Genomic DNA, 20,870 nt, shown 5'->3' on the forward strand with positions numbered 1-20,870 from the left:
TTTAAAAAAATAAGAATGACTTTAATAAAATCAATATCTGGAATTCGTGGAACTATAGGTGGTAAAGTAGGGGACAACCTTACTCCGGTTGATGCCGTTAAATTTGCTTCGGCTTATGGAACATGGTTAAAAAACAGTAGCCAACCTAAAAATGATGACGAAAAACTTAAAGTAGTTGTTGGTCGTGATGCCCGTATTTCAGGTCCTATGATTCATAACTTAGTTGTTAATACTTTGATTGGTCTAGGAATTGATGTGATTGATCTAGGGCTTTCTACAACACCGACCGTTGAAATTGCTGTTCCTCTTGAGAAAGCTGACGGTGGAATTATTTTGACGGCTTCTCATAATCCAAAACAATGGAATGCACTAAAATTGCTTAACGCAAGAGGGGAATTTTTAAACGGAATCGAGGGGGAAAAAATTCTTGTCATTGCCGAAGCTGAAGCATTTGATTTTTCTGATGTAGATAGTTTAGGCGAAGTTACAGAGAATGATGCCTACATGGATATTCACATCGACGAAGTTTTGAACTTAGCTTTAGTAGATGTTGAAGCTGTAAAAGCAGCCAAATTTAAAGTGGTTGTAGATGGTGTGAATTCATCAGGAGGAATTATCATTCCTAAATTGCTAGAGCAAATGGGAGTGGAAGTAGTGAAATTATACTGCGAACCAAATGGGCATTTCCCTCATAATCCAGAACCTTTAAAAGAACACTTGACTGATATTTCTGAATTAGTAGTTAAAGAAGGTGCTCATCTAGGAGTAGTTGTTGATCCTGATGTGGATCGTTTGGCATTTATTTGTGAAGATGGAGAAATGTTTGGTGAGGAATATACACTTGTGGCTTGCGCCGATTATGTATTAAGTAAAACTGCTGGAAATACAGTTTCTAATATGTCGTCATCACGTGCATTACGAGATGTAACTAATAATCATAACGGTACATACGAAGCTTCGGCGGTAGGGGAAGTGAATGTGGTTGATTTAATGAAAAAAAATAATGCTATAATTGGTGGTGAAGGAAATGGTGGAATCATTTATCCTGAATCGCATTATGGTCGTGATAGCTTAGTAGGTGTTGCCTTGTTTCTAACGCATTTAGCTAATAAAAAAATGTCAGTTTCAGCGTTGCGCGCATCGTATCCCGAATATTACATGAGTAAAAACAAAATTGAGTTAACGCCACAAATTGATGTTGATGCAATTCTTGTAGCAATGACTGAGAAATATAAAGACGAAGATATTACAACAATCGACGGTGTCAAAATTGATTTTGCTACAGAATGGGTTCATTTAAGAAAATCAAATACAGAACCGATTATTCGTATTTATACAGAAGCGCCTTCACAAGCAAAAGCAGATACATTAGCCTTAAGAATTATTGACGAAATAAAAGCAGTAGCGGGAATCTAAAACTCTTACTACCACCAAAAATAGAAAACCCTTTCAAATTATTTTTGAAAGGGTTTTTATATGAATTATAACATTATTAATTTGTAGAAGGGCAGCATTCAAAAGCTTTTCTTTTATTTTCATACCATGCATTCATTCCTTGCGGAAAATGCATTAGTTCCTGCATTTCTCTCATTGCTTTGCTGTGTGCCTCATCTGATTTTTCAATCATTTCCAATGCGTGTTTTTTACTTAATTCTGCTATCTCTTCAAAAGTTTTTGCTTGAAACTTGACGTCACATGCTCCGCCAAGATCTTTACAGGTCATCGTTTTCATAATTTTATTATTTTTTATTAAAAAGACTAAAAACTACAATTCGTATGCAATTGCTGGTAAGATTCCAAAACGTTTTTATGTCTCTATGAAAGGTTATATCGTAAATATAAGTAAAAATTATGAGAATTATACGTTTTAAAAAGGCTTTTATGTAGAATTATATAAACAAGGGCTTTAAAAAGTAAATTGGCAATAGCTATTACAGGTTAAAATATTGACAATATTCATCCCTTACATTCATAAAAAATGGCCACTAATAGTTAGAATTATAAAGTGGAGATGATATATTTTAAAGATTATCAATTTCTAATAATAAATTTATTAATCCCATTTATGGTAGTGCGATACTGCTAACTTTCCGCCACCGGTAAAAAATAAAGCAACACTTCCTAGGAGGTATAAACCAACTAGCTCAAGTTCCCAACCACCATTTTTAGTTAATGAAAAAAGTTGGTCTGCGTGAACTAAGCCTATTATGAATAGAACACCTAATGCATAAGCAGCCGCGGCCAACCGCGTTCTAAAACCTATCAATATTAATAGGGGAGCTATTACTTCTGTGATATATACGCCGTAAGCCATAAATTCTGGTAATCCTTTTTCGGCAAGCATTCCTTCAATAAATCCAGTATTACCTATTTTAGCAATTCCATGCAAAAGCATTAATAAACCCACCGCAACTCTCAAAACTAATAAACCTAAATCAGTGTTTTTTCTCATGTCAAAAAATTAAATTAAAACTTTTATTTCTATTTTCGAAAACTAAAGTACTATTATTATGTTACAGTCATATAGATATGAAGAATAAATTAATTGTTGGTATTATTTTTTTGCCTTTTGATTTGCATGTGTTCAAGTTGCTTTCCCACAAGATTTTTGTCACTTTGGTAAATAAAACCTAATTTTTTATAAAGTCTTTGTGCAGCTCTATTTTCTTTTTCAACTAACAAGCCTAGAGTTCGATTTTGTTGATGTACGAAGACATCGATAATAAATTGCAACAGCATAAATCCTATTCCTTTCCCTTGCTGATTAGTTTTTATACCAAATGTATCTATATAATATTCGCCTGCCTGAGTTTCGTCATCAATAATAATCTCGCGATTAAAATTTATTTTCAAATAGTTTATAATAGGCATTCTTAGTGTATGCAATTCTGCACCATTATAGATATTTATAGCGCCAATTATTTGATTTTCATTAGAGACAACCCAACAATTTTGATAAGAATATTGATTGTCTTCTTGCGCAACAAAATGCAGTAAAAATTCATAAGCTACATCTGGATCGTTCTTTCCTATAAATGCATAAACGATGCTCTCCATTGCAAGTAGTAAACATTTGGCAATGTCTGGAGCATCGATTGATGTCGCTTTTCTAATTATCATATTTAGCGTGTATCGTATTTTAAAAAGCTAAATTTAGTTTAAATACTTTAATTATTATTTTATAAAAAATTTTATCTTATCTCTTTTACTAATTTTGTTCCATCAGGATCAGCTTGTGTTTTTAATTTACAAAAATCTTCAGCCCACTGTGAGGTTCTAATGCGTAAAGGTGGATTATCATTCTGAGCTGCTTGCAGAACAATTATGGCTATTCCAAATCCTACTACTGTTGATGTTACTGCACGCAATACTTTTTATTTACTAAACCAATACTTTATCTTTAGTTATTAGATAGAACATTCGTTCCAATATTTAATCAAATTTTTTTAAGCCTTGATTCCGTCCCAAGCCATTTTTATATGGTTGTTCGTTAAATTTTCAGTTATAGTAACTTTAGTTGAGTTATTACGTAAAAAAGAAAACACTGCTCCTCCTACAAATTGAATTAATTCAGCAGTATCTATGTCCTTTATAATGCCATCAAGCTTTCCTTTTTCAATTAAGTCATAAACTGACTTTACTGCAGTCAAACCACTATTTTTACTATCATCTGTAATTATTGGGGAAGCTTGCAACTGCTCCATAAACATAAAGTATGGTGGGTTTTTTCTAAAAAAATCAATTATAGATTTAAAATATTGCTCAAACTGTATTTTGACAGCCATATCTTTTTTAAAAGGAGCAAACATACTTAACTCTTGCTGTTTGATGTAGACATAAATATCATTTATTAGAACTTCTTTAGTAGGGAAGTAGTTATAAATTGTTCCCATTCCAGTTCCCGCAACCTTTGCCACAGCTGACATTGGCGTGTTATGTACACCTCTTTCAGCAAGTAATTGTAACGCAGCAAGTAGTATAGAGTCCTTTTTTGTCATATTGCAAAGATATATTATTTGGAATATGTATTCCAAATAATAATTAATTATTTTAAGCTATTAGGAGCAGAATATCCCTATTGACAATTACGATTCTTCCTGCTGTACACTATATCTCTTATTTTTGCTATCGCAACATAAGAGGATGTCGCTTCCATCAGGGCTATTTAGTGCCAATTCGTTTCATAAGAATAGTAGAAGCAGGCCCAAATATTTACCATTAGTAGCTCTACCACCACACGATAAAAAACTGAACATATTTGTCGCCTTTTTTTTGCCAACACAAAGGGGCTTGTTTTTCTTCTAGATTGGTTTTTAATTGTTCTAATATGGATTCCTGATCACACCACGTTTTATTGCTGACTGGATCAGTTCCCCACTCTTTCTTAAATGGTAAATAGTATTCATATTCTGCTGAATTTTGATTGACAAAAGTTTCGAAGTTCATATAATGGCCTTTCACAGCTTTTTGATACTCTGGAGGAAGTTTTGTTATGTAATCGTAGGGAATGTATAAAGAAGCCAACAAACAGAGTTGCTGCTCGATTAATTCTATTTTAAGATTTTTTAAGGTCTCAGCTGTTGCGGCATTATGAAGTAAGGGAAATTGTTTATTCTTAAGTTTTTCCAACTTTTCGAATAAAGAATCATTTCTATTGGGACCAATCCAATTTTTGACAAATGTTTCTGAAATTGAAGGGTCTAGCAAATAAAATTTATAGGCTAATTCCAGATGAATATGTCGTTTAGAAGAGGTTTGCTCAATAATAAAATCTATTTCCCCAATCGTTTTTTCATCTTTTTTGATTTGGATATTCTCATAAATCATTTCATAATTTGAAGAAGTACGAATTAATTTGGAAACGACCTTCTCAACCAAATGTCCTAATCTAAGGTTTGTAGGTAAATCAAAATCGAGGTCAACTACAGTATTTAAATCCTGAAGATCAAACGTTGGATAACCAGTAATCGTACTATCTAAACTGACAGCACTTAAAATAGAATGGATTCTTTGTTCGTTACTCATTTAAATAGGAATTTGATTCTGTATTCGAAAATACAATTAAAAAGTTATCTTCTTTTTGCTTCACAGAGATACGCAAATAAATACAAAGGGAATAATGTAGCATTTAAAGGAAGCGCATTCTTACATATGGTGAGCTAATTGTAAAAGTAAATTAGCTGAAACATACTATCTTGATTACGCTAAAATTTATTTAAAATCAACATATAAAAAAGGTTTATTATTATCTTTCTGTCTCTGACAAAAGAATAATAATAAACCTTACTAGTTAGATAATGAAATTCGAAACTATGTTATTTGATTCCAAATGGCTTGACTTGTAATTCATTTAACCATTCTGTGCCATATTTGCTTGTTAAGTATTGAGAAATAATTTTGTTGTTCATTGTAGCATTTTTATAAGATAATGGATCAATAACACAGTTTTCTTTTATGGCACCAATACCATACTTGTCCTTAAAAGCTAAATAATCCTCTGGTACCGTATTGTCGATGCCGTGCAAAATGAAGTTCACAGAACCTTTGCTAATGAGATTTTCTATTTCTTCATTCGTTGTTTTTAAATCTAAATTTTTTGAACTCGAACTAACGTTCATCGTATTGTTTACATCTAACTTATTTGTCAATCTTACAGTAATGACGTTTTTGTTTGAACTCATTTTTGCTGGATAAATGGTATAAACATCAAAATCTTCTGAATTAAAAGTAAAGATGTACTTTCCTTTTTCTGGTAACGTAATTTTGAAAGATTCAGTATTATTAACGTCAATTTTGTGGTTTGTACTAATATTAATGAACTGCCCCGAAGTTAGTTCTTTGTTTGTCATATTTTCAAAAACAACAGTTGCTTCAATTTCATTTGCAAAAATTGTAGTAGTAAGCAATGCAACAATTAGCGTAAGGAGAGTCTTTATCATAGTTATTTTTATTAGTTTTCTATTTGGTTAGGAATTAGCATTACAGCTTATTTAGACAGCTGGTGCTTTGCTACGCCTAAAATACGACAAATTCACACGTTTTTATAATTAATTTATAATATAGTAATTTTCTCGATGTCAGTACTTGTGTAATAGAGCAGGAAAATTTGAATGTAATTAAAATGAACTAAATTGGAAGTGATTTTATTGCTAATACAGTAACTACTCTACTGTTTCAATCTTACTATTAATTTGCAAATTGCACTATGTAATTTAGAATTCGGTATGTTCCAATTCCCGAAAGGACTCCCATCATTATCCAAAAAAAGCGTTGCTTTAAATCCGTTGCTACCGTCTTTTTATCTATGGTATTCCCCTCTTTAATTAGGGATAGCTCTATTTTTCGATTACCAAATTGTACATACTTTGATTCTAAATAACAATCTTTATAGGGTAGTTGGTGAGTAGCTCCAGAAAATGAGTACTTTTTAGAGACTGTTTTATTGTTTATTACGATTTTTTCGAATCCAATCATTGTGTTATGGAATTCTATGATTTGATTCTCGATATTAAATTCAGCATATTTCATTTTTCAATTTTTGTTTTTAATCACTTATTAAAGTTCCATTTTCACTTAAAATTGTTTTGCCATCTTGTTCAATTTCAAGGGTGATATCAGCTGAATCCTTGGTCCCAATAACATTTCGATAGACCTTATAAACATAGTTCCCGTTAACAAAAGTAATTACGTGATTTCCACCGCTTCCGCTAAATGTTATTTCGCCACCATTGATAGTCAGTTCTGGCTTAGAAGATTCCTTATCAGTTACTTTCCAAGAAGCATATCTGTATTTTTCATTTGCTAATTCGTCGATCCTAATCAAATACTTTTTTGTTTTAATCTTGTAAGTTGGTTTTTCAAAATTGCTCAAAGAACTATGTAAATGCTCTTTTTGGTTTTTAACCAAATCAGTAAGCATCTCTTTTTCAGCAGCAGATTGGTAGGTAACAGCTGTAATAATACCGTCAGAATTTCCCATCCATATACTGCCATTGTCAAACATGATGCCTCTCCAACCAACTTCTGACCATTGTTCGATTTTTGAATTGGCAATTTTTTCGATAAGAATATTATCAAAAACTTTGCTAAATCGCTGTATAAATTCTTCTTTATTCTTTATACTTGGAATGGGGTATTCTCTCTTTAAAGGATAACTGATATGGTTTGCAATTTGTTCCACATCTTTTTGTTTGAACAAATCAATTAAAACTTGGATACTTGCTACTTCGCTGTCTTTAAGTGTTACAGTTGCCCCTGAATCTAATTCATTACTTACGTTCTCAATAGTGTCAGTAAGCTTTCCGTTTGCTACTGTACTAGATTTTTCATTTTTTTTCTGGTTACAACCTATAAGGAGTACCCCAAAAAATAGTGTTGCTAATCTATAATTTTTCATTGCTTGTTCTTTTGAATTTATCTGTAATCAATTAGATTATTTTACTATGACTAAGCTGTTATCAATAGCTGTATTACATAAGTTAAAGGTAAACTTTATTATAGATAACTTAAGCCAAATCGTCAGAAAATTCTCAAATGTAATACTATTGCTCTTTGCGGGGGATTCTATTAAATAACTGTCATTTGACTAATATGTGTTTTGCATTTTTAGTATAATGTATTGCTATATGGCAACAGTAACGAGATTGTCAAGAGCATTTTTGTAAAAATTGCAGAAAAGAATAATATTTCTGCTGTTAAGAGTATCTAGCCAATTTTTTTACAGTCATGCAAATTTCTCATTGAAATAGCTGTTTGAAGGCATGAAATGGCGAAAGCGCAAAGTGAATAAATACCTACGTGGAAATATTAATTTATTAGTTCTATAATAAACCAAAAGAGTATTTAATACAATACACGTTTTAGCCCCGGTAGTAGTGTAAGTGATTGCCGAAAGGAAACTATTTTTTTCTAGTTGGGGCAGAGCGACTGTAAGAAGCTCCTGAACCAACATTGAAAAAAAGTTTACTGGCAAGATCACTGCAACGGATGACGGGAATAGCTTCTATAAAAACTTTTTAATTATAGAATTTCTTCTACGTGGCGCTTGATGTTTTCGGCTATTTTTCTTGTGGGTAAATCGTTAGCGTCATGACCAAAAGGATCTTCGATTTCCTCAGCGATAAGTTCTAAACTTGCCAGAACGTAAAAAATGAAAACGACAACTGGGATGACATAGTACCCCAAATTAAACACATAACCAAAAGGCAATGTCATCACATAAAAAAATATAAATTTCTTGATAAAACTACTGTAAGAATAGGGGATAGGCGTGTTTTTAATTCGCTCGCATGCGCCACAAATATCAGTAAAAGATTGGATTTCGTGGTTTATAATGATGAGTTGGTCACCTGTTATTTTCTTGGCATTATACAGGTCGTTTATTTTATGAAATAATATTTTAGCTACTTGATTGGGCCTGTGTTTGTGATGCTCGATCACCACATCTTCAAAAAGTTGCTTGCTAGTTTCTTCGTCTTTTAAATGTTTATTTAAAATCGAGGCATAACTGGGAATTATTTTCCTAAAGAAGGCGCGATCGGACTCCTCGTGTAAAATAGCGGATAGTTTCAAAGCAAGATTTCTAGAATTGTTTACCAAGCTTCCCCATATTTTTCGACCTTCCCACCAGCGATCATACGCAGTGTTGGTACGGAAAACTAATAACAGCGAAATCACAAAGCCGAGCATTCCGTGCATGATAGAAATGTTCTTGACGTGGCTATCCTGCGATAATTTCCAATATTCAATTTCGAGATAGGCAATAGCTCCAGAATATAATCCAATAAAAATCATCATTGGGATTAATTGTCGAAATGTATCTGCCTTATGGAAACGAAAAATAAAGGTTATCCAGTCTTTTGGGTTGTATGAAATCATGCTTAGTTTTCGAAAATTAAATGTTGGTTTTTAAAAAGATGATAACGCAAAAATAGTGCTAATATTCTAATTTAAAAGTTAATGGTTCCAGCCAATTCTTTCAGCGCAATTTCGGATAATTTTGCTTGAAACTGTGCATCGCTGTAACGCACTTTTGCAATTACATAATTGAGTTGTGCAGTTCTAAACTCGATAGTTGTAATGGTTCCAATTCGAAATTTATCTAAGGTGATGTCGAGATTTTGTTTGGCAATTCCCTCATTTGTTTCCTCAAGATCAATCAGTTCTAAGTTGGTTAAATATGTTTGGTAAGCCGTCGCCAACTGACTTTCTAGAGCAAGACTTTGTTGCTCGATTTGCAAATTGGCATTATCAATTTGTAGTCCCGCAATTTTCTCATTTCGACGCTGTGCAAAACCATCAAATAGATTCAGTGAAGCGCTAAAGCCGTAGTTCAAACCACGAGCTGATGATTGAGTTGTAAATCCTAAACTAGATTCATTGCGGGAAAAATTGTATCCTGTATTTACTGCAATCGTAGGGTAGCGCCCCCCTTTGATTTGTTTTAATTCTAACTCGGCTACTTTTCTTGCTATGATCAAAGATTCAATTTGCGGATTTTGCTTTTCGGCAAGTGCTTTTAATTCAGCAAAGTCAAGGCGGTTTTCAATTTCAAAATGATCGTCGACTCTAAAATCGATTTGCGTATCTCTCGCTAAGATTTGGTTTAAAGCAATCTTAGAATTTTGATATAGTTCTTGCTGTCTTAGCAAAGCCACCTTATCAGTATTAATATCTACTTGAGCATTCAAAACCTCTAGTTTTGATGCTTTCCCAATAGTGAAACGGTTCTTTGCTAAACTCACACGTTGGTTCGAAATCACAATTGTGGTATCTAAAGCAGACAGCTGTTGTTGTTGTTGTACCAGGTCAAAATAAGCAGCTTGAACGTCACTAATTTTTGTAATTATAGTGAGCTTTAATTGTGTTTCTCCTAATTTTTCAAGTTGTTCTAGTTGCTCTTTTTTGGCAAACATTTTGAACCCATCAAATATAGTCCAACCCAATCCCACACCATAATTCAAACTATTGCTCTTACCATTATCTAAACTAGTGGTGGTGCCATCAGAGCGGGTTTGCGATAGGTTTTGTAAGTTGTTATTCTGTGAGATTGTAGCGGCAGCTGTAGGTAACATTCCTGCATTTCCTGCGCTCACATTAGTTTGACTTATTTTTAAATCATTCTTTGCAATCTTGATTTCGTAATTATTTTCTAAAGCAATTTTTACCGCATCTTCTAGCGATAACATTTCCTGCGCATTCCCTTTTATGAAACAAAAGAAAAGCAACAGCATCGTTGTAAATATCGTCTTATAGTTCATCTTATTTACTTTCATTTTCATATTCTTCAATGTGGTCAAATTCAGGATAATGTTTGCGGGCTTTTGACCACATCAAATACAAAGCTGGAATTACAAACAAAGTCAACACTAGTGAAAAAATGGTTCCACCTACGATCACCACTCCCATACCTATTCTACTCGTAGAGGCTGCTCCTAATGACATTGCAATAGGTAATGCTCCTAAAGAAATTGCTAAGCTGGTCATTAAAATAGGGCGTAAACGTGCCTCTGAAGCTTCTAGAATTGCTTGCAGTTTTGGTTTGCCTTGTTCTCGCAATTGATTTGCAAACTCTACAATTAAGATTCCGTTTTTAGTAACCAATCCAATTAACATTACCGTTCCAATTTGGCTGAATATATTCCAAGTTTGATCAAACAACCACAAGGAGAATAGGGCTCCTGCAACTGCCATAGGCACTGTTAAAATAATGATGAATGGATCGACAAAACTTTCAAATTGCGCTGCTAGAATTAAGAAAATTAATAATAACGCTAGTCCAAAAGCAAATGAAGTATTTGAACTACTTTCTACAAAATCGCGTGATTCTCCGCCTAAATCTGTAGTAAATGTATCGTCTAGTACTTTGGCTCTAATTCTTTCCATAGCATCGATTCCGTCATTGATACTTTTTCCTGGAGCAAGCGCAGCAGAAACAGTAGCCGACATGAATCGATTGTTATGATACAATTGTGGTGGCTGACTTTGCTCTTCGGTGCTTACAATATTGTCCATTTGGATTAATTCTCCCATGTTGTTTTTAACATACATCGAAGTTAAATCCAATGGTTTCGAACGGTCTTTTTGGTCAAATTGTCCAATAACTTGGTACTGTTTCCCTTTTTTCATAAAGTACCCAAAACGTTGTCCGCTTAAAGATAGTTGTAATGTTTGTGCAATATCAATTACAGAAATCCCTAAGCTTTCGGCTTTTTCACGGTCGATTGTTACATTGATTTCGGGTTTGTTAAATTTTAAATTAACATCGGTCATCGAGAAGGTAGGGTCGTTTGCAGCCTCTTCCATAAACAACGGAATTTTCTCTTCTAACTTAGCAAAACTCTGCGTTTGTATAATATACTGAATAGGCAATCCACCGCGTCTACTTACAGAAATAGTTGGTTGCTGTTGCACCGATGTTTTGGCATCGGGATATTGCTTGGTCCATTTGGTTAATTTCTCAGCAATTTGTTCTTGTGATAATTCTCGGTCCTCTTTTTCTTTTAGCGACAAGCGAATAAATCCACTGTTTACAGAGGAAGATCCAAAACCAGGCGAACTAATTACCAAACTCACTTTTTTCTCAGGAATAGAGTCGTCTACTAGTCTTGATATTTCTTGCATAAAACGATCAGTATATTCATAACTAGATCCTTCAGGTGCTGTCATTCTTAATATCAACGAGCTCCTATCATCATAAGGTGCTGTCTCTTTTTGAAGCAAATTATAGAAGACAAATATCAATGCAAAACAAGCAAACAGTATGGGGAAGCTCCACCATTTTTTTGTCATGAACTTGCTTAACGCATTGGCATAATTGCTATTTAGTTTTTGGAAATACGGTTCTGTGGCTACATAAAATTTAGATTTCTTTTGTTCGCCACCTTTCATTAAATACGCATTCAACATTGGCGTAAGCGTCAAGGAAACAAATGCCGAAATCAATACAGCAGCACCAATCACCACACCAAACTCTCGAAAGAGTCGGCCCACAAATCCTTCGAGAAAAATTACTGGTAAAAACACAGCTGCGAGCGTAATCGAAATCGAAATCACCGCAAAAAAGATTTCGTTAGATCCTTTTATTGCTGCCTCGATAGGTGTCATGCCTTCCTCAACTTTCTTGAAAATATTTTCGGTAACAACGATTCCGTCATCGACGACTAAACCTGTGGCTAGTACAATCGCTAGCAGTGTTAATACGTTTATCGAAAATCCAAACAGCCACATGATAAAAAAGGTTGCGATCAAAGAAACAGGGATATCAATCAACGGACGAAAAGCGATCGCCCAATCTCTAAAAAATAAATAGATAATTAAAATTACCAAAAAGATAGAAATCCCTAATGTTTCTGCTACTTCAAGTACTGATTTTTTTACAAATATAGTGTTGTCAAGCGCGATGTTTAACTGAATATCTTTAGGTAGATCTTTCTTTAAAGCTTCGTATTGTTCGTAAAAAGCTTTAGAAATATCAAGGTAGTTGGCTCCTGGGCGAGGCACAATCGCAAGTCCTACCAGCGGCAATCCAGATTGACTCAATTTAGTTTCGATATTTTCAGGACCTAATTCGGCTCTTCCTACGTCGCTTAATCGAACTACTTTTTCTCCTTCTGTTCGAATAATAATATTATTGAATTCTTCGGCTGTAGCCAAATTACCGACTGTTTTTACTGTCAATTCAGTGTTGTCACCAGTTAGTTTTCCAGAGGGTAACTCCACATTTTGAGCATTCAATGCGGTACGTACTTCGGCAACTGTTAAACCGTAAGAAGCTAGTTTTATTGGATCAATCCACAATCGCATCGCGTACCTCTTTTGTCCCCAAATTTGAACACCACTCACTCCTGGAATTGTTTCAAGTCGCTGCGAAATCACATTCTCGGCATAGTCGCTTAATTCAAGTGGCGAGCGCGAATCACTTTGTACTGTCATTGATATTATCGCATCACTATTGGCATCAGCCTTAGAAACCACTGGCGGTGCATCGATATCTTGTGGCAAACTGCGTATCGCTTGTGAAACCTTGTCACGAACATCATTTGCAGCTTCTTCAAGGTCTTTGTCTAAATTGAATTCGACAGTAATCGAACTACTTCCTTGCGAACTTGAAGAGGTAATATTACGTATTCCGTCGATCGAGTTAATCGCTTTTTCAAGCGGCTCTGTAATTTGGGATTCGATAATATCACTATTGGCTCCCGTGTAATTTGTTCGAATCGAAACCTGCGCAGGATCAATCGATGGAAATTCACGTACCCCTAAATAGGTATACCCAATGATTCCAAACAACACTATCGTAATGTTCATTACAATAGTCATCACCGGTCTTTTTATACTTAATGTAGATAAACTCATTTAGTTTAATATTTATATTTTGGCAATTAGGCTTTCGCCAAAAAGCTATTTTTCGATAATAATTTTAACTGGCGCATCATTTTTCAATGCCATTACTCCTGTAGTAATAACAGTATCTCCTGCTTTTAAACCTGAAAGAATCAGTAAAGAAGCATCTGTTCTAGTTGCTGTTTCGACCATAATTTCTTTGGCTTTTCCCATATTTGATATGAATACTTTTTTTCCGTTTTGTACTGGAATTACTGCTTGAGTAGGTACCACAATCGCATCTTTAATAACATCAAGTGGTAATTCTACATTTGCAAAGGTTCCAGGCAGTAATTTTCCGTCTTTATTATCAGTAATCGCACGAACTTGCAAAGTACGCGTGCTGGTCTCAACAGAAGGTTCGATTGCATATACCTTTGCAGCATAGGTCTCAGTAGATCCCGCAACTTTGAACTTTAATTCAGTATTGTTTTTTACTTGGTTGGCATATTTTTCAGGAATTGAAAATGTAATTTTCAGTTTCCCAATATTTACAAGATTTGCAATTAAGATAGAAGGGGTTACATAAGTTCCTTTTGAGATATAACGCAAACCAATTCTTCCTGAAAATGGAGCACGCACGGCTGCTTTTGCAATTTGTGCTTTTACTAGTTGGCTTTGTGCTTTCATTGACGCATATTCGGCTTTAGCAACATCATACTCCTCACGGCTAATCGCTTCTTTTTCTAGTAGTAATTTGGCTCTTCGTTCGTTTTCTCCGGCGAGGTTTTCCTTGGTAGTTGCCTGACTTAATTGCGCTCTTAATTCGTTGTCATTCACTTTAAAAAGCAGTTGTCCTTTAGTCACATTACTTCCTTCTTGAAAGTTAATGCTTTCTACAATTCCAGATACTTCAGAGCGTATTTCGACTTGCTCATTAGCTTCTATTGAACCCGATAATGATAGATTATTATTAAAGCTTTCTGGTTGCACCACAATTCCTGACAACTGCATGGCTTTTGATTTTGCACCACCATCTTTTGGGCCATCCGCTTTAGTGCTGTTTTCAGTAATTCGGTAGGCTATAAAAGCACCAAAACCAACAATTAATAAGGTGTAAATAATGTATTTTATTTTCATAATATAGGTAAATAGTAAAATATGTTTAAAATATTTGTTCGAAATATAATTCTATAAGTAAGCTCATGCAAAGCGTAAAAGTACAATTTAATTGCAGCCAAAAGTGTTTGTGTAATTGACAAACAGTTTGTTACAAATTAAATTCTATTGCTGCGCAAGACATGTGCTCATTTAAAGCATTCGTAAATACTCAAAATTAGACGTTAAAAGAGGGAAATTGTTTCACTTTTAAGTAAAAAAAGTTCAAAAATTTTTCGATAAAAAATTAAGAGATATAATTCCAAATATTTTTCTTTTTTGTTAGTTCGATATAAACCGCTCTAAGTCCCGCATGTTGGGGTTTTTCTAGTGGCGCATCGTCCTTTAAAATTTTCATCGCGTGACTTCTGGCTAGCGCTAGAATGTCTCTGTCTTTAACAATATCTGCAATTTGCAAGTTTAAGACACCACTTTGTTGCGTTCCCATTAAATTACCGGGTCCGCGCAATTTTAAATCCACTTCAGCAATTTCAAAACCGTCGTTTGAGCCTACCATGGTTTCCATTCTTGTTTTACTATCGGCACTTAATTTGTGACTCGTCATCAAGATGCAATAACTCTGATCGGCACCACGACCTACGCGACCACGCAATTGGTGTAATTGCGATAATCCAAAACGTTCCGCACTTTCGATAATCATCACTGAGGCGTTAGGAACATTCACACCAACTTCGATAACGGTTGTTGCCACCATAATATTGGTTTTTCCTTCGCTAAAGCGTTTCATTTCGGCATCTTTGTCCGCGGGTTTCATTTTTCCGTGAAGAATCGAAATCGAATAATCAGGCAACGGAAAATCACGAGAAATACTCTCATAACCGTCCATCAAATCTTTATAATCCATTTTCTCTGATTCTTGTATCAGTGGATATACAATGTAGATCTGGCGGCCTATCGCAATTTCGTCACGTATAAACTTCCATACTTTCAAACGGTTGCTATCAAAGCGATGCACTGTTTGAATGGGTTTACGTCCCGGAGGCAATTCATCAATTACAGAAATGTCTAGATCGCCATACAAACTCATTGCTAAGGTTCTAGGAATGGGAGTAGCCGTCATTACTAAAACGTGTGGCGGAATGCTGTTTTTCTTCCATAGTTTTGAACGTTGCTCAACCCCAAAACGGTGCTGCTCATCAATTACAGCTAGTCCTAAATTTTTAAATTTAACTTTGTCTTCGAGTAAGGCGTGCGTTCCAATAAGTATTTGTAGACTTCCATCTTCAAGTTCTTCATGGATTTTTCGTCTTGCTGCTGTTTTGCTTGATCCGGTCAATAATTTAATATTGATATTGAGTGGTTCAGCGAGTTCTGTTAAACCAATAAAATGCTGGTTAGCCAAAATCTCTGTAGGTGCCATCAAGCAGGCTTGGAAACCGTTGTCAAGCGCAAGCAACATTGTCATAAAAGCAACAATAGTTTTCCCTGAACCTACGTCTCCTTGCAACAAACGGTTCATTTGGGCATTACTACCCATGTCGGTTCTAATTTCTTTGATTACTCTTTTTTGTGCTCCCGTTAAAGAAAACGGCAAGTGATTTTGATAAAAACCATTGAAAAATTCTCCAACAATCGAAAAAGGATGTCCTTTTATCTTGTGTTTCTGAATCAGGTTTTTTGTAATCAATTGCAATTGGATAAAGAATAATTCCTCAAATTTTAATCGGAATTGGGCTTTCGCCAAAGCGTCACTGCTTTTAGGAAAATGAATGTTTATTAAAGCATCCTTTTTAGAGATTAGCTTTAACTCAGCAATCAAATAATCAGGTAATGTTTCTGTAAATAATGTATGCGTTTCTATAAATAGCTGCTGCATTATTTTATTAATCGTACGGTTTGAAATCCCGCGATTTGTCAATTTTTCTGTCGAAGGATACACCGGTTGCATCGCTGAACGCAAACTCTTTTCGTGTTCGCTAAGCAGTTCAATCTCAGGATGCGGCATATTGTACGCTCCATTAAAAGAGGTGCATTTTCCAAAAATCACACAGACTTCGTTGATTTTTAAAGATTCGCGAACCCACTTATGTCCTTGAAACCAAACCAATTCCATTTGTCCCGTATCGTCTACAAAAGTCGCCACAAGCCGTTTGCGACCTTTACCAAATTCCACCGTTTTTGCATTAATAATTTTACCAATGATTTGTACCTCGGCGACATTATTTTGCAATTCGTTGATTTTATAATAACGCGTGCGATCGATGTAACGGTTGGGGTAAAAATTGATTAAATCTGCGTACTTATGAATCCCCAATTCCTTACGAAGCAATTCGCCCCGACTGGGACCAACGCCTTTTAAGTATTCTATGGGAGTAAGTAGGAGGTTGTTCATTTTGTTTTTTTGGACGCTGATAAAACAAATTTGCCAATGCAAAAGCGCAGATCTAAACGAATTTTATTTTTGAAAAGCGAAGATAGTTTTTTGTTTGCAAATCTGGAAAAGCTTTTAGAGTTAAGGATGAATTAGTAAGGATTAAGTATGAAGGATGAATTATTAAGGGTTAAGGTTTAAAGTTTAAAGTTGACTTAGATTGTCTGTAGTAATCTGTGCTCTCTAGACATTTTTTCTTGGCTCTTGTTTCTTAGCTCTTGACTAATTACTTTTTACAAGAGTTTAATGTTTAAAGTTGACTTGGATTGTGTGCAGTAATCCGTGCTCGCTAGATGTTTCCTCTTCACTTTTTACCAATCACTATTTCTGAGAGTTTCAGGTTTAAAGTTTAAAGTTGACGTGGATTGTCTGTAGTAATCTGTGCTCTCTAGATATTTCGTCTTACCTCTTGGCTCTTGACTCTTGGCTGTTCACTCTTGACTGTTCACTCTTGACTCTTGAAACTTTACTTTTCACTAGTCACTACTAACTAGCAAAAAAAATGAAGAAACCAATGGCTTGTTTAAGATAATTTGTAATTTTGATAAAAATATTTTATTATGGATATCCAAAGTAGAAAATTAGAATTTATACAAGCTTTCCTTAAAATCCAAAGTGAGGAAGTAATTTCTCAACTAGAAAATATTTTGAGAAGCGAATCTGCTATTGATTCAAAAGGAGATTCAGAATTTAATCCTATGTCGTTAGAGGAATTTAATGAAAGAATTGATACTTCTGAAAATGATTTTGAAAATGGTAGGTATAAGAAGACTTCTGAACTTCTTAAGAAGTATAATTAATGAGTTACAGCGTAATTTGGTCCAGCTTTGCTGAAAAACAACTTGATAAGATTTTCCAATATTATGTTGCAAAAGCAAATTTAAAAGTTGCAAAAAACATACTTCATAACATCTTGGCTGAACCAGAGAGGCTTATAAAAAATTCAGAATTATTTCAAGTTGAGGACTTGTTGACTGATAGGAACGCTAAATACAGGTACATAGTCTGCCATAATTATAAAATAATTTATTCAGTCGATGTAGCATTAGAACTTATAAAAATTGCAGACGTATTTGATACACGTCAAAATCCAATTAAAATAAAATTAAATAAATAGATTATTGGTAGTAAAATCTGTTTAGTTATAAGTTGAGAGCTCACTAATTTTCACCAATCACTATTCACTAGAGTCTCATGTTTAAAGTTTAAAGTTGACTTAGAGTGTCTGTAATAATCTGTGCTCTCTAGATATTTCCTCTTCACTTTTACCTAATCACTATTCACAAGAGTTTCATGTTTAAAGTTTAAAGTTGACTTAGATTGTCTGTAATTATCTGTGCTCTCTATACATTTTCTCTTGACTCTTTCCTCTTCACTTTTCACCAATCACTATTTCTGAGAGTTTCAGGTTTAAAGTTTAAAGTTGACGAGGATTGTCTGTAGTAATCCGCGCTCTCCATACATTTTCTCTTGGCTCTTTCCTCTCCACTTTTCTCTAATCACTATTCACAAGAGTTTCATGTTTAAAGTTTAAAGTTGACTTAGATTGTCTGTAGTAATCTGTGCTCTCTAGATATTACCTCTTGACTCTTGACTCTTGGCTCTTGCTTCTTGGCTCTTTCCTCTTGACTCTTTCCTCTTGACTCTTCGCTAGCAACTAACAACTAATCACCAATAAAACCTAAATAAAAATCACTTATCCTTTAAATGGCATTATATTTTTTGACACTTTTGTAGTAACACTTATAACAACACAAACAATAGTAAAATGATACTAGATAAAATAGGAAATTACAAGCTATACGCAGGCATTACTGAAAGACTTGCAAAGGGATTTGAATTTATAATAAATAATGATTTGGTTGCCATGGCTTCTGGGACGTATGATATAGAAGACAAAGCAATATTTGCTATTGTTCAAGAGTATGATACTAAGGAGGAAAAAGATTGTGTGTTAGAAGGACACACAAAGTACATTGACATTCAATATATTATTGAGGGTAGCGAATTAATGGGTGTTACGACAAAAAGAGATCAAAAGGTAGTTACGAGTGACTTAGATAAAGATTATACTTTTTATGAAGGTGAGACGGCGTACATAAAATTAACAGAAGGTATGTTCACGGTATTTTTTCCAGATGATTTGCATAGACCTTCTGTTCAAGACGGAAAATCTTCTAAAGTTAAAAAAGTAGTGGTGAAAGTTCAGATTTAAGGCTTTGTAGCACTTTGTTTTTTATGCCACGGATTAATAAGAATTAGGAGGATCGGTCTGTTATTATTTTTTAATCTGCGGCATATTTGGTTTTAATACATTCATTGCTAAAGAGAGATACTATCATTTTAACAATACTTTAATTCATATAAATTGCGCACAATATAATTGTGCGCTATCTTTGTACTCTGAAATAGAAACTATGAAAGATCATTTACATCTTAACGAGCAACTCTGTTTTCCAGTTTACGTTTTTGCTAAGGAGATTATTAATCAATACCGTCCTTTGCTAGACGAGCTGGAGCTTACTTATCCACAGTATTTGGTCATGTTGGTTTTGTGGGAGCAAGACAAGCAAACGGTAAATCAACTAGGGGAGAAGTTAAAATTAGATAGTGGTACTTTGACACCTTTACTAAAGCGAATGGAGCAAAAAGAGTTTGTTTCTCGTGTACGAAGTACAATCGATGAGCGATCGGTGAATATTAGCTTGACCGAAAAAGGCAAATCTTTACGTGAGCAAGCACAAGCGATACCGCAGAAAATGGTGGCTTCGATGGGAATTTCAACAGAAGATTTAGAGAGTTTAAAAAATATTATACACAAAATAACAAATACAAGAAAATGAAAACATTATATACAACTCAAGCTACCGCAACAGGTGGTAGAAACGGACAAGTGAAAAGTGAAAACGGAGTGCTAGAGGTAGAAGTAAGACACCCAAAAGCATTAGGTGGAGCTAACGAAGATTTTGCCAACCCAGAGATGCTTTTTGCTGCTGGATATTCAGCTTGTTTTGATAGCGCTTTAAATTTGGTTATCAAAAATGAAAAAATAACTACAGGTGAAACCACAGTTTCTGCAAAAGTTAGTATTGGACAAAATGATGCAGGAGGTTTTGGATTAGAGGCAGAATTACATGCAAATATTCCAGGTGTTACTATGGAAGTAGCGCAGGATTTAATCGAAAAGGCACACAATGTTTGTCCGTATTCTAATGCGACAAGAGGGAATATGCCTGTGAAATTAACAGTTTCAAACGACTAATAACAATAATCAATTTTTAAAATAAAAGAATGGCTTTAATAGAAGATTTAAACTGGAGACATGCTGTAAAAGCATACGACGCTACAAAAAAAGTAAGCAAGCAAGACATTGATAAAATTGTTGAAGCGGCTCGCTTAGCACCAACTTCATCAGGATTACAAGCCTTTCAAGTTCTTGTAGTTGAGAATCAAGAATTGAAAGAAAAATTAGTAAAAGGAGCGTTGAACCCAGAGTGCATGAGAGACTGTTCGCATGTAATTATTTTTGCAGGATGGGATCGTTATACTGAAGAGCGTATCGATAAAGTATACAATCACACTACTGATGTTCGTGGTTTAGAAAGAGGACGTTTCAGCAGTTATACTGACATGTTGAAAAAAATGTACTTAGCACAATCAGCTGAAGAGAATTTTGCTCACATCGCACGTCAAACATACATCGCACTTGGACTTTCATTAGCACAAGCAGCCGAATTAAGAGTAGACAGTACACCAGTGGAAGGTTTTGATAACAGCGTTGTAGACGAAATATTAGAACTTGACAAATTAGGATTAAAAAGTGTTTCTCTAATGTACGTAGGTTATGCAGATGCTCCAAACGACTGGATTGGACAAATGAAAAAAGTAAGAACTCCAACAGAAGAATTTGTTGTAGAATTTAAATAAGAAATAATCTCAACAATTATTTTTATCGAAATAGTAAAAAGTCCAAATCAAATTTATTTTTGATTTGGGC

The 20,870-nt window shown here is 34.5% G+C and carries 21 protein-coding genes; 7 read left to right on the forward strand and 14 right to left on the reverse strand.

The genetic code is table 11. The annotated features are described in order from the left end of the window. The first annotated feature begins 15 nt into the window (after positions 1 to 15). Positions 16 to 1,416 carry a phosphoglucosamine mutase gene (gene glmM, locus H603_RS0113000; protein WP_026709014.1) on the forward strand — a complete coding sequence of 467 codons (1,401 nt, stop codon included), beginning with the start codon at positions 16 to 18 and terminating at the stop codon, positions 1,414 to 1,416. A gap of 76 nt (positions 1,417 to 1,492) precedes the next feature. Here glmM and H603_RS0113005 read toward each other — a convergent pair whose 3' ends face one another. The 14 genes from H603_RS0113005 to recG form a co-directional block, all read right to left on the reverse strand. Continuing rightward, positions 1,493 to 1,732, reverse strand: coding sequence for a DUF1059 domain-containing protein (locus H603_RS0113005; protein WP_026709015.1), 240 nt, complete (start codon positions 1,730 to 1,732; stop codon positions 1,493 to 1,495). 321 nt (positions 1,733 to 2,053) lie between these two features. Then, positions 2,054 to 2,452, reverse strand: a complete 399-nt coding sequence (locus H603_RS0113010; protein ID WP_026709016.1) for a DoxX family protein — start codon at positions 2,450 to 2,452, stop codon at positions 2,054 to 2,056. Between the two features lie 89 nt (positions 2,453 to 2,541). Then, positions 2,542 to 3,120, reverse strand: a complete 579-nt coding sequence (locus H603_RS0113015; RefSeq protein ID WP_026709017.1) for a GNAT family N-acetyltransferase — start codon at positions 3,118 to 3,120, stop codon at positions 2,542 to 2,544. A gap of 71 nt (positions 3,121 to 3,191) precedes the next feature. After that, positions 3,192 to 3,368 (reverse strand): hypothetical protein, encoded by a 177-nt coding sequence (locus H603_RS17485; protein WP_211223777.1) that lies wholly within the window; start codon positions 3,366 to 3,368, stop codon positions 3,192 to 3,194. A gap of 78 nt (positions 3,369 to 3,446) precedes the next feature. Further along, positions 3,447 to 3,998, reverse strand: coding sequence for a TetR/AcrR family transcriptional regulator (locus tag H603_RS0113025; protein WP_026709018.1), 552 nt, complete (start codon positions 3,996 to 3,998; stop codon positions 3,447 to 3,449). 229 nt (positions 3,999 to 4,227) lie between these two features. After that, a complete protein-coding gene (locus tag H603_RS0113030) occupies positions 4,228 to 5,025 on the reverse strand; it encodes a DUF1853 family protein (protein WP_035676074.1) in 798 nt (265 codons plus the stop codon). Positions 5,026 to 5,315: 290 nt separating this feature from the next. Beyond that, the gene (locus H603_RS0113035) at positions 5,316 to 5,939 is read right to left on the reverse strand and encodes an FEKKY domain-containing protein (protein WP_026709020.1); all 624 of its coding nucleotides are present in this window, start codon (positions 5,937 to 5,939) and stop codon (positions 5,316 to 5,318) included. 247 nt (positions 5,940 to 6,186) lie between these two features. Then, positions 6,187 to 6,528 (reverse strand): hypothetical protein, encoded by a 342-nt coding sequence (locus tag H603_RS0113040; RefSeq protein ID WP_026709021.1) that lies wholly within the window; start codon positions 6,526 to 6,528, stop codon positions 6,187 to 6,189. 16 nt (positions 6,529 to 6,544) lie between these two features. Next, positions 6,545 to 7,396 (reverse strand): hypothetical protein, encoded by an 852-nt coding sequence (locus H603_RS0113045; RefSeq protein WP_245576120.1) that lies wholly within the window; start codon positions 7,394 to 7,396, stop codon positions 6,545 to 6,547. A 623-nt stretch (positions 7,397 to 8,019) separates the two neighbouring features. Then, positions 8,020 to 8,877, reverse strand: coding sequence for a bestrophin family protein (locus tag H603_RS0113050; RefSeq protein ID WP_026709023.1), 858 nt, complete (start codon positions 8,875 to 8,877; stop codon positions 8,020 to 8,022). 71 nt (positions 8,878 to 8,948) lie between these two features. Then, complete coding sequence (locus H603_RS0113055; protein ID WP_026709024.1) at positions 8,949 to 10,259, reverse strand: TolC family protein; 1,311 nt, start codon at positions 10,257 to 10,259, stop codon at positions 8,949 to 8,951. Between the two features lies 1 nt (position 10,260). Continuing rightward, entirely contained in the window at positions 10,261 to 13,356 is a 3,096-nt protein-coding gene (locus H603_RS0113060) for an efflux RND transporter permease subunit (RefSeq protein ID WP_026709025.1), read from the reverse strand. A 45-nt stretch (positions 13,357 to 13,401) separates the two neighbouring features. Beyond that, a complete protein-coding gene (locus H603_RS0113065; RefSeq protein ID WP_026709026.1) occupies positions 13,402 to 14,463 on the reverse strand; it encodes an efflux RND transporter periplasmic adaptor subunit in 1,062 nt (353 codons plus the stop codon). Between the two features lie 265 nt (positions 14,464 to 14,728). Beyond that, positions 14,729 to 16,834, reverse strand: a complete 2,106-nt coding sequence (gene recG, locus H603_RS0113070) for an ATP-dependent DNA helicase RecG (RefSeq protein ID WP_026709027.1) — start codon at positions 16,832 to 16,834, stop codon at positions 14,729 to 14,731. Positions 16,835 to 17,433: 599 nt separating this feature from the next. Here recG and H603_RS0113075 point away from each other — a divergent pair. The 6 genes from H603_RS0113075 to H603_RS0113100 all read left to right on the forward strand — a co-directional run bounded on the left by H603_RS0113075 (position 17,434) and on the right by H603_RS0113100 (position 20,800). After that, entirely contained in the window at positions 17,434 to 17,673 is a 240-nt protein-coding gene (locus H603_RS0113075; protein WP_026709028.1) for a hypothetical protein, read from the forward strand. Then, positions 17,673 to 17,990 carry a type II toxin-antitoxin system RelE/ParE family toxin gene (locus tag H603_RS0113080; RefSeq protein ID WP_026709029.1) on the forward strand — a complete coding sequence of 106 codons (318 nt, stop codon included), beginning with the start codon at positions 17,673 to 17,675 and terminating at the stop codon, positions 17,988 to 17,990. The genes H603_RS0113075 and H603_RS0113080 overlap by 1 nt, the downstream gene beginning before the upstream one ends. 651 nt (positions 17,991 to 18,641) lie before the next feature. After that, the gene (locus tag H603_RS0113085) at positions 18,642 to 19,088 is read left to right on the forward strand and encodes a YhcH/YjgK/YiaL family protein (protein ID WP_026709030.1); all 447 of its coding nucleotides are present in this window, start codon (positions 18,642 to 18,644) and stop codon (positions 19,086 to 19,088) included. A gap of 202 nt (positions 19,089 to 19,290) precedes the next feature. Further along, the gene (locus H603_RS0113090) at positions 19,291 to 19,716 is read left to right on the forward strand and encodes a MarR family winged helix-turn-helix transcriptional regulator (RefSeq protein WP_026709031.1); all 426 of its coding nucleotides are present in this window, start codon (positions 19,291 to 19,293) and stop codon (positions 19,714 to 19,716) included. Continuing rightward, positions 19,713 to 20,135, forward strand: a complete 423-nt coding sequence (locus tag H603_RS0113095; protein WP_026709032.1) for an organic hydroperoxide resistance protein — start codon at positions 19,713 to 19,715, stop codon at positions 20,133 to 20,135. Before H603_RS0113090 ends, H603_RS0113095 begins: the two co-directional genes overlap by 4 nt. A 29-nt stretch (positions 20,136 to 20,164) precedes the next feature. Next, positions 20,165 to 20,800 (forward strand): NAD(P)H-dependent oxidoreductase, encoded by a 636-nt coding sequence (locus H603_RS0113100; protein ID WP_026709033.1) that lies wholly within the window; start codon positions 20,165 to 20,167, stop codon positions 20,798 to 20,800. Positions 20,801 to 20,870 lie beyond the last annotated feature (70 nt).

Source organism: Flavobacterium frigidarium DSM 17623, assembly GCF_000425505.1.
Classification (GTDB): domain Bacteria; phylum Bacteroidota; class Bacteroidia; order Flavobacteriales; family Flavobacteriaceae; genus Flavobacterium; species Flavobacterium frigidarium.

Coding starts and splice junctions, on each gene's coding strand:
- glmM (WP_026709014.1), top strand. CDS start 16: ATGACTTTAATAAAATCAATATCTGGAATTCGTGGAACTATAGGTGGT.
- H603_RS0113005 (WP_026709015.1), bottom strand. CDS start 1,732: ATGAAAACGATGACCTGTAAAGATCTTGGCGGAGCATGTGACGTCAAG.
- H603_RS0113010 (WP_026709016.1), bottom strand. CDS start 2,452: ATGAGAAAAAACACTGATTTAGGTTTATTAGTTTTGAGAGTTGCGGTG.
- H603_RS0113015 (WP_026709017.1), bottom strand. CDS start 3,120: ATGATAATTAGAAAAGCGACATCAATCGATGCTCCAGACATTGCCAAA.
- H603_RS0113025 (WP_026709018.1), bottom strand. CDS start 3,998: ATGACAAAAAAGGACTCTATACTACTTGCTGCGTTACAATTACTTGCT.
- H603_RS0113030 (WP_035676074.1), bottom strand. CDS start 5,025: ATGAGTAACGAACAAAGAATCCATTCTATTTTAAGTGCTGTCAGTTTA.
- H603_RS0113035 (WP_026709020.1), bottom strand. CDS start 5,939: ATGATAAAGACTCTCCTTACGCTAATTGTTGCATTGCTTACTACTACA.
- H603_RS0113040 (WP_026709021.1), bottom strand. CDS start 6,528: ATGAAATATGCTGAATTTAATATCGAGAATCAAATCATAGAATTCCAT.
- H603_RS0113045 (WP_245576120.1), bottom strand. CDS start 7,396: ATGAAAAATTATAGATTAGCAACACTATTTTTTGGGGTACTCCTTATA.
- H603_RS0113050 (WP_026709023.1), bottom strand. CDS start 8,877: ATGATTTCATACAACCCAAAAGACTGGATAACCTTTATTTTTCGTTTC.
- H603_RS0113055 (WP_026709024.1), bottom strand. CDS start 10,259: ATGAACTATAAGACGATATTTACAACGATGCTGTTGCTTTTCTTTTGT.
- H603_RS0113060 (WP_026709025.1), bottom strand. CDS start 13,356: ATGAGTTTATCTACATTAAGTATAAAAAGACCGGTGATGACTATTGTA.
- H603_RS0113065 (WP_026709026.1), bottom strand. CDS start 14,463: ATGAAAATAAAATACATTATTTACACCTTATTAATTGTTGGTTTTGGT.
- recG (WP_026709027.1), bottom strand. CDS start 16,834: ATGAACAACCTCCTACTTACTCCCATAGAATACTTAAAAGGCGTTGGT.
- H603_RS0113075 (WP_026709028.1), top strand. CDS start 17,434: ATGGATATCCAAAGTAGAAAATTAGAATTTATACAAGCTTTCCTTAAA.
- H603_RS0113080 (WP_026709029.1), top strand. CDS start 17,673: ATGAGTTACAGCGTAATTTGGTCCAGCTTTGCTGAAAAACAACTTGAT.
- H603_RS0113085 (WP_026709030.1), top strand. CDS start 18,642: ATGATACTAGATAAAATAGGAAATTACAAGCTATACGCAGGCATTACT.
- H603_RS0113090 (WP_026709031.1), top strand. CDS start 19,291: ATGAAAGATCATTTACATCTTAACGAGCAACTCTGTTTTCCAGTTTAC.
- H603_RS0113095 (WP_026709032.1), top strand. CDS start 19,713: ATGAAAACATTATATACAACTCAAGCTACCGCAACAGGTGGTAGAAAC.
- H603_RS0113100 (WP_026709033.1), top strand. CDS start 20,165: ATGGCTTTAATAGAAGATTTAAACTGGAGACATGCTGTAAAAGCATAC.